We start from the raw sequence: 12,166 nt of genomic DNA on the forward strand, positions 1-12,166 counted from the left end.
TATACCTAAATATGAATGAATTTGCAATAAGACAAGCTAAATTTCTTAGAATTTCCGCCAGTTTTACAAATGAGCCATTGAATAATCGCTCATCTATTGATATAATCAATTTTAGCTTGCCATTCTAACTAATTTGAATGAGCTGAGGAGCAGGAGCTGTGAAAATGGATAAAAATGAAATGTTAAAACGGACAAATAAAATTAGAAATTTTTCGATCATCGCCCATATTGATCACGGGAAATCAACCTTAGCGGATCGGATTTTAGAACAAACACATGCGTTAAGCCATCGTGAAATGAAAGATCAATTATTAGATTCGATGGATTTAGAACGCGAACGAGGCATAACGATCAAATTGAATGCTGTTCAACTTGCTTATACAGCTAAAGATGGTGAAACTTATATTTTTCACTTGATCGATACACCCGGGCACGTCGATTTTACGTATGAAGTTTCACGGAGTCTAGCTGCTTGTGAAGGAGCCATTCTTGTTGTAGATGCGGCTCAAGGAATCGAAGCACAGACGCTTGCAAACGTCTATTTAGCACTTGATAATGATTTGGAAATTCTTCCAGTTATTAATAAAATTGATTTGCCAGCAGCCGATCCTGAACGGGTTCGTGCAGAAATTGAAGATGTCATTGGACTGGATGCAAGTGATGCAGTACTCGCTTCTGCTAAAGCTGGGATTGGCATTGAAGAAATTCTCGAACAAATCGTTGAAAAAGTGCCAGCTCCACAAGGAGATCTTGATAAACCATTAAAAGCACTTATTTTTGACTCGGTTTATGACGCTTATCGAGGCGTTATCGCGAATATTAGAATTGTTGACGGCACTGTGAAAGCCGGGGATCGTATTCGAATGATGTCAAACGGAAAAGAATTTGAAGTTACAGAAGTGGGTGTTTTTAAACCAAAAGCAACTCCGCAAGATGAGCTTATGGTGGGAGATGTCGGCTATTTGACCGCATCAATAAAAAATGTTGGGGATACGCGTGTTGGGGATACGATTACACTCGCAAATAACCCAGCAGAAGAAGCGTTACCTGGTTACCGGAAACTAAATCCAATGGTGTATTGCGGGCTATATCCGATTGATTCTGCTAAATACAATGATTTACGAGACGCGCTTGAAAAACTAGAGTTAAATGATTCTGCTTTACAATTTGAAGCAGAAACCTCGCAAGCTCTTGGCTTTGGTTTTCGATGTGGATTTCTTGGACTCTTGCACATGGAAATTATTCAAGAGCGGATTGAACGCGAGTTTAATATTGACTTGATCACGACAGCGCCAAGTGTTATTTATCATGTGCAGTTAACGGATGGCAGCGAAATAGTAGTGGATAACCCATCTGAGATGCCGGAACCAGGTGTGATCGAGTCTATTGAAGAACCTTATGTGAAAGCTACAATTATGGTTCCAAATGAGTATGTGGGTGCGGTTATGACGCTCGCGCAGAATAAACGTGGGAACTTTGTTACGATGGAATACTTGGATGATATTCGTGTGAGTGTTTTGTATGAAATTCCGCTTTCGGAAATCGTCTATGACTTTTTTGATCAATTGAAATCAAGCACTAAAGGTTACGCCTCCTTTGATTACGAGCTACTTGGATACAAGCAATCGAAACTCGTTAAAATGGATATTTTATTAAATGCTGAAAAAGTGGATGCGCTTAGCTTCATTGTGCATCGTGACTTTGCTTATGAACGTGGTAAAGCGATTGTTGAGAAACTACGCGAACTTATTCCAAGGCAACAATTTGAAGTACCCATTCAAGCGGCTATTGGAACCAAAATTGTCGCTCGTTCAACGATCAAGGCACTGCGAAAAAACGTACTTGCAAAGTGTTATGGCGGGGACGTTTCACGGAAGCGAAAACTGCTTGAAAAGCAAAAAGAAGGTAAAAAACGGATGAAGCAAATTGGTTCTGTTGAAGTTCCACAAGAAGCCTTTATGGCGATTTTGAAAATGGATGAAGATGAGCCCAAAAAATAAGGCAAGTAAAAAAAAGTGTCTCCTAAGAAAGGGAGGCACTTTTTTTCTATGTATAATAAGGACTGAGGCGTTATTTTCAAAAGAAAGAAAAACATTAATTTTAAAAAAAATTCAAGAAATCGTTTGCATTTTTTGTGAAAGCCCTGTACAATAATATCATCACATGAAACAAAGGAGGTATATGTTATGCAAAACAATCAACTACCGCTCACTCAACCACAATCAACAAAACCGTTATTACTTAAAAGTAAATTATTTGTTTTTCATTCCTATACTGGGCCTTTGGAGGATTTTAGGAAAAGTTAGTTTCTTTTCTTAACTGTTTTTTGCGCAGAAAAATGGGGACAAATATTTTTAAGTGGTAATGGACAAAATTGAATGTCCATTATTTTTTATTGTCTAAAATAAGGAGAGGAGCTCGCCATTTGAAAATTTTTAAACAATTAGCATGGTTTTTTAAAGAGCAAAAAAAGCAATATATTTTTGGGATAAGTATTTTATTTATCATTGCATTGTTGCAACTTATACCCCTTTTGTAATCGGGAAAGTGGTCGATGCGATCACGAATCATTCCCTCACGAGGTTAAGTTTAATCCAGTGGATGATTCTTCTTGTAGTCGTTGCCATTTTGACTTATTTAGGTCGTTATGTTTGGCGGTTGATGATTTTTGGATCAGACAACTTATTACAACGAACTTTGCGTTATAGGTTGTTTGAACATTTAACAAAAATGTCTTCCTTTTTCTTTCAGCGCTACCGAACAGGGGACCTTATGGCACGGGCTACAAACGATATTACAGCCGTTCAACAAGTGGCAGGTTCAGGTGTATTGACACTGGCAGATTCTTGTCTGACTGGTGGAACAGTTATCTTAATGATGGCGATTAGTATCGATTGGAAGTTAACTTTGATTGCGCTTTTACCAATGCCGCTCATGGTTCTTAGCACTTCTATTCTTGGGAAAAAACTACATAATCGCTTTCACGATGCACAAGCTGCTTTTTCGAGATTGAACGATAAAACGCAAGAAAGTATCTCTGGAATTAAAGTAACGAGAACCTTTGGGCAAGAAGAAGAAGATATTGCTGATTTTTCGAAACAAGCGAAAGACGTTGTTTCAAAGAATGTTTCCGTCGCTAAAGTGGACGCCATGTTTGACCCTGTCATTTCAATTATTGTCACTCTTTCTTTTGTACTCTCCATTGGTTTTGGTTCCAAGTTTGTTCTGGATGGAACTTTGACCGTCGGCCAAGTGGTCGCGTTTGTGAACTATTTATTCTTACTAGTTTGGCCAATGCTCGCTTTCGGTTTCTTGTACAATATCATCCAGCGCGGGAGTGCTTCTTATGACCGGATCACGAGTTTATTTGACGAAAAAGCAGATATTGTTGATCTTCCGGGTGCTTGTAGAGAGTTACCTCAAGGCGATATTCGAGCAACTATTAAAAGCTTTAACTATCCAGGAGAAGCGGAGGAGACGCTTTCGGACGTAATTTTTACTCTTCGCGAGGGCGAGACCCTTGGAATTGTTGGACGAACTGGAGCTGGGAAAACGACATTGTTGAAGCTGCTTCTCCGAGAGTATGATCAGTTTGATGGAGAGATCTATTTTGGCGAAAAAAGATTTCAAGAATATCAACTAAAAGTGCTACACCAAGCAATCGGTTATGTCCCACAAGATCAGTTTTTATTCTCAACTTCGGTTTTAAATAACATTCGTTTTGGTAGACCAGATGCGACGCGAGAAGAAGTTGAAACCGTAGCTAGGACGGTATCTGTTCATGAGGATATTGAAGGCTTTAAAGAAGGCTATGATACGATTGTCGGGGAACGTGGCGTTTCGCTTTCAGGTGGACAGAAGCAGCGGCTCGCGATTGCACGTGCTTTATTGCTGAATCCTGAACTTTTAATTTTAGATGACGCTCTTTCGGCAGTCGATGCAAAAACAGAGGAAAAAATTCTTTCCAACTTAAAAGAGACGCGACAAAATAAAACCACGATCATCAGCGCCCACCGTTTGAGTTCTGTCGAGCATGCAAACTTAATTCTTGTGATGGATGATGGGAAAATCATTTCACAGGGAACCCATGCTGAACTAATTGCGGCAGACGGGTGGTATGCAGCGATGTATCGTGAGCAAAAACTTGAGGAGAGGAGTGAAGAAAATGGCGACTAATCTTATAAGTGAAGAGCTTGAAACGATGACTGGAAAAGAACATCGAATGGTATTAAAACGCTTGATGGGCTACACGAAATACCACATTCCACTTCTCATTTTGACAGGCTTTCTTGTCTTACTCGTAACTGCAGCTGAAGTCATTTCTCCACTTCTCGTTCGAGCGTTTTTGGATCAGCACTTAACACCGCTTAGTTTTGAAACAAAAGCGATCGTGATTCTTGCTTCTCTTTACATTGGACTTGAAATTGGAAAATTTGTTGTTTGGTATTTTCAACTTTTCTTTTTCCAAAAAATTGCACTACAGATTGTGGAGCGCATTCGAGTAGATATCTTCTCAAAATTACATGCACTCGGTATGCGCTACTTTGACCAAACGCCAGCTGGAGGAATTGTTTCGCGAGTAACGAATGACACAGAAGCCATTAAAGATATGTTCATCAATGTTCTTTCAACCGCTATTCAAAGTCTGTTTATGTTGATTGGAATGTATGTGGCAATGTTTTCATTAAATGTTAGGCTCGCTCTTTACAGCTTGATTTTATTTCCAATTATTGCTGGAATTGTGGTTATCTACAGGAAATACAGTTCCAAGTTTTACCGAGCTAAGCGTGAAAAACTCAGTCAACTGAATGCAAACATTAGCGAATCCATTTCTGGCATGTCGATTGTTCAAGAGTTCAATCAAGAGAAACGTCTAACGGATGAGTTTGAAGTGATTAATAAAGATTACTATGACGTTGGAATAAAAAACATTAAATTTAATGCTCTTTTACTAGGACCCGCAATTGATTTTCTTTATGCAATTGCTGTAGTCATTATTCTTAGTTACTTCGGGATGGAGGCTTTAATCGGTCCAGTGGCAATTGGGACAATCTATGCTTTTATTAACTATTTTGATCGTTTTCTTGAAGCCATTTTTAATGTCATGGAACGACTTGCTATGTATCAAGAAGCAATCACAGCTGCCTCTCGCGTGTTTAAAATTATGGATGAAAAAGAGGAAGTTCCTACGCAATATCCTGAAAAGAGTGCAAAAGTGGGTAAAGCGCAAATTGAATTTAAAGACGTTTCCTTTGCTTATGATGGTGAGAATAATGTGCTCCAAAATATCTCTTTTACGGCACAACCTGGACAGACTGTTGCACTGGTTGGGCATACAGGAAGCGGGAAAAGTTCCATTATCAATTTAATGATGCGTTTTTATGAATTTGAACAAGGTGATATCTTAATTGATGGCCGCTCGATTAAAAACTATCCGATTACAGAATTACGAAAAAAAAACAGGTCTTGTATTACAGGATAGCTTTATGTTCTACGGAAATATTCGCGATAATATTCGTTTATATAACCAAGCCATTACAGATAAAGAAGTGGAGGAAGCGGCGAAGTTTGTTCAAGCTGATCGATTTATTCAGTCATTAAAAAGTGGTTATGACCATAAAGTGATTGAAAGAGGGGCTTCCTTTTCAAGTGGTCAGAGACAATTAATTTCATTTGCCCGGACGATTGTGACAGATCCCCAGATTCTCGTATTGGACGAAGCAACCGCAAATATCGATACAGAAACAGAAAGCATGATTCAAACGGGACTTAGACGAATGCGGGAAGGCCGAACTACAATCGCGATTGCGCATCGACTTTCGACGATTAAAGATGCGGATCTTATTCTCGTATTAAGAAAAGGAGAAATTGTTGAGCGCGGGACACATGCTGAGCTCTTGAAAGAGAGGGGCATCTATCACTCCATGTATCTTTTACAAAATAGTGGTATGGATTTGGACGAAAGAGCAGTTAAATAAAACTTGGCTTTTTTCTGAAAGAAGCGCTATAATGGTGAACGAATGAGCGCTTAGGAGGAATTAAAGTATGTCACTTTTCGTATCCATTTTAATTACACTTTTATTCGGAACGATGATCATTGTTATCCGAATGAAAGCATCGAAACGCCCAGCATCTATTAAAGGAATTATTTTACCGCCTATCATGATGTCAACGGGTGCACTTATGTTCGTCATTCCATATTTTTGGGTAACGGGACTAGATATTCTTGAAGCCATAGGGATGGGACTTGTGTTTTCACTCATCTTAATTTGGACGACTCGGTTTGAAGTACGAAATGAAGAAGTGTACATCAAACGAACGAAATCTTTTCCGATCTTGCTTATGGCTCTGCTTTTGATTCGAATTGTTTTGAAATACTGGATCAGCGGGAGCGTAGAAGTCGGCGAACTAGCAGGTATGTTTTGGATTATGGCTTTTGCAATGATCGTTCCTTGGCGTGTTGCGATGTACTTTCAGTATAAAGCAGTTGCGCGTGGTCTTGCAAAATCAGCGGAAATGTCTGAGAAAAGGCTCAAGGATAATTTGTAAAAGGCTAAAGCCAAATCATTATAAAAAAATGTAGTGTTTTAGCTACATAAAAAGGATTTTAGGAGGAGAAAGGTTTGAAAAAAAATTGCTATTAGTTTGTTAATGTTTGTTTTAGTACTTTCACTTGCCGCATGTTCATCAGGTGGTAAGGAAAGTAGTGATAAAAAAGATGACAACAAGACATCCTCTTCAAGTAAAGAAAAAGTACTTGATTATTACATGGATCTTGTTTCGAAAATATCGGATAAAAATGCGGATTTCAGTGCTTATACACAGGCGCAAACTGCTGATCCAAAACCAAGTGAACAAGAACTTTCGGAACTTGCGAAAAAAGCTTCTGTCTCGGCTCAAAATGTATCAGATATGCTAAAAAAAAGAAAAAAGTTCCTGATTTAGGCAAATCAACTAAGAAATTTGAGGTCGCTCTGAAGGATTTAAGCAGTGCTTATGGGAAAGAAGCGGAAGCTTTAAAAGCTGATAAGCCTGACACTGCAAAAGCAGATAAGGCACTTGAAAAGGCGTCAAAAGAAATCAAAACGATCTTAGAAGACAATAAACTTGAGGGTTCTGATATCTTAACCGATACGATGTAACTCCAAAATAAAAGCATGCGGGCTTTTTTGCCCACATGCTTTTATTTATTTTTCGTTGCCTCAATTTCAGCTTGCAAGGCTTCGAAAGTTTTCATAAGTTCATCTGATTTTTGTTCCAAAACGAGTTTTTGTTCTTGTTCCGTATCATGAACTTGAATCGCATCGCCGAAACGAATAATAACCCGTTTTCGTTTAATGATTTCTTTAAAGTTTTTGGGTCCATCGTAAACCGCCGGAAGCAGTGGGACATTTCCTTTATAAGCAATCGTAACGGCGCCTCGCTTTAAATGAAGATTAGTTTGCTTACGTGTTCCACTTGGGAAAATCCCAACAACTTTCCCTTGTCTAAGCAATCGAATAGGTGCCTTGATCGCGCTTGGCCCAGGATTACTGCGGTTAACAGGAAAAGCATTTAAATGAGTCATTAGCCAGTTCAACATTTTCCCTTTGAAAAGTTCTTGTTTCGCCATATAATGAATGGGCGTTGGATAAAGGGCAAACCCGAGATAGATTATTTCAATCCAAGAAGTATGCGTGGAAACAACAACATAAGGCCCTTCGATGATTTTTTCTTTATTTTGTACTTGAAATCGTCCACCAATGATGGCTAAAATGAAATGAACGGCACTTTTTGCAAATCGGTAAAACAACAGCTTCAACTCCCTAAAAAACCTAATTCAATTACTAGTATACCAAAAAAGAAGGATTTTGCACCTCATAAAAAGAGAAATAAAAAAAGAAAAAGAGGTTATTATGAAACTTTTACATACAGCAGATCTTCATTTAGGAAAAATCGTTTCGGGGGTTTCCATGCTTGAAGATCAGCGTTATATTTTAAATGAAATCACAAAAATTATTAAACATGAAGAAGTGGATGGAATTATTATTGCAGGGGATCTTTATGATCGTTCCGTTCCTCCAACAAGCGCTGTCAGCTTGTTAAATGATACCCTGTTTCACTGGAACGTGGAACTTAAATTGCCCATTTATGCGATTAGCGGCAACCATGATAGTGCGGAACGGCTAAATTTCGGCTCCGCATGGTATAAAAATACACAGCTTTTTATGGCAGGAAAATTGATGAAAACGATTGAACCGATTTCGCTAGCTGAAGCAGAAATTTGGCTCGTCCCTTATCATGAGCCCGCACTTGTACGTGAACTTATGCAAGATGATGAAATTCGCAGTTATGAAGATGCGATGCAAGCCATTACGAAACAAATTCGTTCAGTTTGGGACTCTTCGAAAGCACAAATTCTTGTGGGACATGCCTTTGTTGCAGGGGGAATTCCATCTGATTCTGAGCGGCAGCTTTCAGTTGGCAATGTTGACCGAGTCTCAACAACCGCCTTTGACGGTTTCGACTATGTGGCACTCGGTCATTTACATCATCCACATGCCATTTCACATCCTACAATATACTACAGTGGCTCTCCGTTAAAATATTCGTTTTCAGAAAGCCAAGATCAAAAAAGTGTACGCATCGTCTCCTTTTCGGGGAATAAGCTTACAGAAGTTCGAGAAGTACCTTTAATTCCTCAAAAAGATATGCGAATGGAAAGCGGAACATTGCAGGATTTGACAACTAACCTCTTAGATCATCCAGAAGATTACTTAGCCATTCGTCTAGAAGATAAAGGGGCCTTAATAGACCCCATCGGAAAACTTCGTCCATTTTATCCTAATATTTTACATCTTGAACGGAAAAAGCTCGAGATTACGACGCAAAATGAAGATCGATTTGAAGAATTAATGAAAAAAGACGACATTGAATTATTTGATCAGTTTTTTGAGCACGTCCGGGGAGAAAGTTTGACGAAGAAGCAAGTTGATTTGATGACAGCTATTTTCAACGAAGTCCGAAAGGAGGAAAACTGATGCGCCCACTTAAGCTTTCCATGACGGCTTTTTTAGCCTATAAAGAACGAGAAGAAATCGATTTCACAAAGCTTGGTAATGAACGAATCTTTGTTATCTCCGGGAAGACAGGAGCAGGGAAATCCACTATTTTTGATGCAATCAGTTTTGCTTTATTCGGGACTGCCAATTTAGCTGACCGAGATAGTGCCACACTTCGAAGCGATTTTGCAACTGCTTCTGAACTTACTACGGTTGAACTTACGTTTAAAATACATGATAAAATTTACTGGATTAAACGCAGTCCAAAGCAAGAAGTCCCAAAAGCACGAGGAGAAGGGATGCGAACGATTCCGCATAAAGCGGAACTCTATGAAATCAGGCGAGGAGAAGAAAAATTATTAGCGAGCTCTGTTCAAGAAGTAGAACAGCAACTAAAAGAGATTATCCAACTGAATGTTGATCAATTTAGGCAAATTTTAATGATTCCGCAAGGTGAATTTCGTGAATTACTAGTCTCAGATAGTAAGAAAAAAGAACAGATTTTACAACGCCTTGCACATACGATTTATTATAAGCGGGTAGAGGAAAGACTGATTGAAAAGCAAAAAGGAGCTCGAAGAAAAAGCGGGACATGCAGAAGCTGAGCTCGCTAAAATTTTAGAACGAGTAGAACTGAACGACACTTCTAAGACGCTTGCTGAAAATTTAGCAGAGCTTGAGGAAAAAGAGAAAGCATCTGCCGAAATTTATCTAGAGGCAGATCAGGCGTTACAAGTCGCTCAGCAAAAAGCACTAGAAGCTGCCCAACAAGTTACACTTGCTGAAAAGACATTAGTAGATTTTTCGGAGCTTGATTCGGCGAAAGAAAATGAAAAACGCCTCAATGAAAAGCAAGCTGAAATGGAGATTTATGCAACAAAGTTGAAACAGGCAAGAAAAGCTGAACCGCTTCGTCAAATGCGCGAACAACTTCTTCGCTTTGATGAAAAATTAAAGCAAGAAAATCAAAAAAAAAGTAGAACTTGAAAGCCAGGTAAAGCAATTTAAATTTGAACAAGCACAACTTTTAGAAGAACAAGAGGAGCTTCAAAAAGAAAGCGAGCGTGTGGAAAAGTGGCGTCATAATTTATTTCAATTTGAGGAATTAGAGCCGAAACTAAAACAGCTTGAAACGAAAAAGCAGGAATACCAGCTGGCACAGCAAGATTTTGAAAAAGCAGAACGTCTTTTTCTTGAGAAAGAAGAAGTTTTTCGGCAGCTAAGTCAAGAAACTGAACGTTTAACAAGACAAATTGACACAAGAGCAGCTATTGAAGGCAAAAGATATGAATTGCTGGTTGAACAAAATCGGGCAGAAAAGATCCTTGCTGAATTAAAAGAAAAAGAACAACAAGCCAGAGCCATTCAATCTTGGCAAAAACAGCAACAAAAAAATCCTTGCTGAATTAGAAAGAAAACAACAACAAGAAAAAGAGCAAGCGCGTATTGTACAGCAGAAGCTTGAAATTGTTCGAAAAGAACAAGCGGCCGTTTTAGCATTGAAACTAGTTGATGGCGAAGCTTGTCCCGTATGTGGCGCCCATGATCATCCCCATCCGGCTACTTTTCATGAGGCAAATGAAGAAGCAAATGCGCTTGAAAAAGAGCAAGCAAAACTTGAAACATTTCAAGAACAACGCCAGTATCTAGAGGAACAAAATCGTCAGCTGGAGTGGCAGATGGAGCAAGGTGAACCGTTAGATCTTCACGAATTAGAAAGCTGGCAAAAAAGAGCAGAAGAACTGCAAACATTTCTTACAGAGCAAAAGCAAGCAAAGCAGGAAATGGATGTGGCGCTTGAAGAAAAAACGCAGTTAATAGAAGAAAACGCCAAGAAAACGCAGCAAAAAGAACGACTGAGCGAAGAACTTTCAAGTCTTCAAATGGAAAAGGAAAATAAAGAGCGAAAACGTTATGTGACAGAAACAGAAATCGGTCTTTTAGAACAAGCAATTCCAGAAAATTTACGAAATGAAGAAACCTTTTTTGCGATGAAAAACAAAATTAAACAAGCACTAGATCGCCATTTGGAAAGCGAAAAGAGAGTTCAAGAAGAATTAAGCAAGCAAAACGAGCAGGTGGTTTCAGCGGAAACAGGGCTTAAAAACCAGCATGCTTATGAGGAACAATTAAAGGAAGAACAAGCACAAGAAGCAAAACGCTTTAAGAGAGAACTTTCAAAGCGTGAGTTCACTGATTTTGCAAGTTTTGAAGAAGCTTTACTTTCTGAAAATGAGCAAGAAACAATCGAAAAAGAGGTTAAAACCTACGAAGATGAACGCCTCGTCGTGAAAGAGCGGATCCTTCAGCTTGAACGTAAATTAAAAGAAGTCGAAAAGCCAGATCTTGAACGGATACAGCAAGGATTTGAAGTTGTAAAACAAGAGCGGTTAGAAAAAGAACAAACAGCAGCTGAAACTCGAGAAAATAAACGCTTTATTTCTGAACAAAAACAAGCTTTTATGGAAACTAAGAGCAAGCTAGAACAACTTGCGGCTGATTATGCGGATGTAGGTTTGCTAGCTGACACGACTCACGGAAAAAATGAATTGCGTCTTACATTTGAACGCTACGTGCTCGCAACATTTCTTGATACGATTATTTATCACGCCAATGCACGTCTTCTAAAGATGACAAGTGGGCGCTTTGAATTAAAACGAAAACTTGAACGGGCAAAAGGGAATACGCAAAGTGGTTTGGAGCTGGAAGTGTTTGACGCATATACGGGCGCATCAAGACATGTTAAAACGCTTTCTGGTGGAGAAAGTTTTAAAACATCACTCGCTCTTGCCCTTGCGCTTGCAGAGGTTGTTCAAGAAATGGCAGGCGGTGTTTCTCTTGATACAATGTTTATCGATGAAGGGTTTGGCACGCTCGATCCGGAATCTCTTGAAATGGCGATTGAATGTTTAATTGAAACGCAAGAAAATGGACGACTAGTCGGTATTATTTCGCACGTGCCTGAGTTAAAGGAGCGAATACCTGCTCGACTTGAAGTGACAGCAACAAATGATGGCAGCAAAACCCAATTTTTCGGAATCGAATAAAGAAGGCGATTCATCTGCTAAAATGCTTGTTTTATGGTAGAATGGAGTATTAAAAGAAATTTAGAGAGGGAAGTGAAG

General features: G+C 39.0%; 7 protein-coding genes and 4 pseudogenes. 10 read left to right on the forward strand and 1 reads right to left on the reverse strand.

What is annotated here, in order from left to right; all coding sequences use genetic code 11:
- Positions 1 to 164 precede the first annotated feature (164 nt).
- From lepA to MAQA_RS09700, 5 genes and pseudogenes are all read left to right on the forward strand, one after another.
- Positions 165 to 2,000 carry a translation elongation factor 4 gene (gene lepA / locus MAQA_RS09680; RefSeq protein ID WP_036073475.1) on the forward strand — a complete coding sequence of 612 codons (1,836 nt, stop codon included), beginning with the start codon at positions 165 to 167 and terminating at the stop codon, positions 1,998 to 2,000.
- A 425-nt stretch (positions 2,001 to 2,425) separates the two neighbouring features.
- Positions 2,426 to 4,176 (forward strand): annotated as a pseudogene (locus tag MAQA_RS09685) (ABC transporter transmembrane domain-containing protein).
- Positions 4,166 to 5,978, forward strand: a pseudogene (locus MAQA_RS09690) (ABC transporter ATP-binding protein). Before MAQA_RS09685 ends, MAQA_RS09690 begins: the two co-directional pseudogenes overlap by 11 nt.
- A gap of 67 nt (positions 5,979 to 6,045) precedes the next feature.
- The gene (locus MAQA_RS09695; RefSeq protein WP_036073477.1) at positions 6,046 to 6,549 is read left to right on the forward strand and encodes a CcdC family protein; all 504 of its coding nucleotides are present in this window, start codon (positions 6,046 to 6,048) and stop codon (positions 6,547 to 6,549) included.
- Between the two features lie 102 nt (positions 6,550 to 6,651).
- Positions 6,652 to 7,142, forward strand: a pseudogene (locus MAQA_RS09700) (hypothetical protein).
- A 41-nt stretch (positions 7,143 to 7,183) separates the two neighbouring features.
- On the opposite strand, the gene MAQA_RS09705 reads toward MAQA_RS09700, so the two are convergent.
- A complete protein-coding gene (locus MAQA_RS09705; RefSeq protein ID WP_036073479.1) occupies positions 7,184 to 7,792 on the reverse strand; it encodes a lysophospholipid acyltransferase family protein in 609 nt (202 codons plus the stop codon).
- A gap of 103 nt (positions 7,793 to 7,895) precedes the next feature.
- On the opposite strand from MAQA_RS09705, the gene MAQA_RS09710 reads away from it, so the two are divergent.
- The 5 genes and pseudogenes from MAQA_RS09710 to MAQA_RS16640 all read left to right on the forward strand — a co-directional run.
- Positions 7,896 to 9,020: an exonuclease SbcCD subunit D gene (locus MAQA_RS09710; RefSeq protein WP_036073481.1), complete on the forward strand. Its 1,125-nt coding sequence runs from the start codon at positions 7,896 to 7,898 to the stop codon at positions 9,018 to 9,020.
- Positions 9,020 to 9,646, forward strand: coding sequence for an AAA family ATPase (locus MAQA_RS14475; protein ID WP_036073483.1), 627 nt, complete (start codon positions 9,020 to 9,022; stop codon positions 9,644 to 9,646). The genes MAQA_RS09710 and MAQA_RS14475 overlap by 1 nt, the downstream gene beginning before the upstream one ends.
- The gene (locus tag MAQA_RS16635) at positions 9,597 to 10,028 is read left to right on the forward strand and encodes a hypothetical protein (protein WP_036073486.1); all 432 of its coding nucleotides are present in this window, start codon (positions 9,597 to 9,599) and stop codon (positions 10,026 to 10,028) included. Before MAQA_RS14475 ends, MAQA_RS16635 begins: the two co-directional genes overlap by 50 nt.
- A gap of 79 nt (positions 10,029 to 10,107) precedes the next feature.
- Complete coding sequence (locus tag MAQA_RS13805; protein WP_052008562.1) at positions 10,108 to 10,446, forward strand: hypothetical protein; 339 nt, start codon at positions 10,108 to 10,110, stop codon at positions 10,444 to 10,446.
- Positions 10,447 to 11,533: 1,087 nt separating this feature from the next.
- A pseudogene (locus tag MAQA_RS16640) lies at positions 11,534 to 12,088 on the forward strand (SbcC/MukB-like Walker B domain-containing protein); the annotation flags it as partial.
- Positions 12,089 to 12,166 lie beyond the last annotated feature (78 nt).

This window comes from Listeria aquatica FSL S10-1188 (assembly GCF_000525795.1).
Classification (GTDB): domain Bacteria; phylum Bacillota; class Bacilli; order Lactobacillales; family Listeriaceae; genus Listeria; species Listeria aquatica.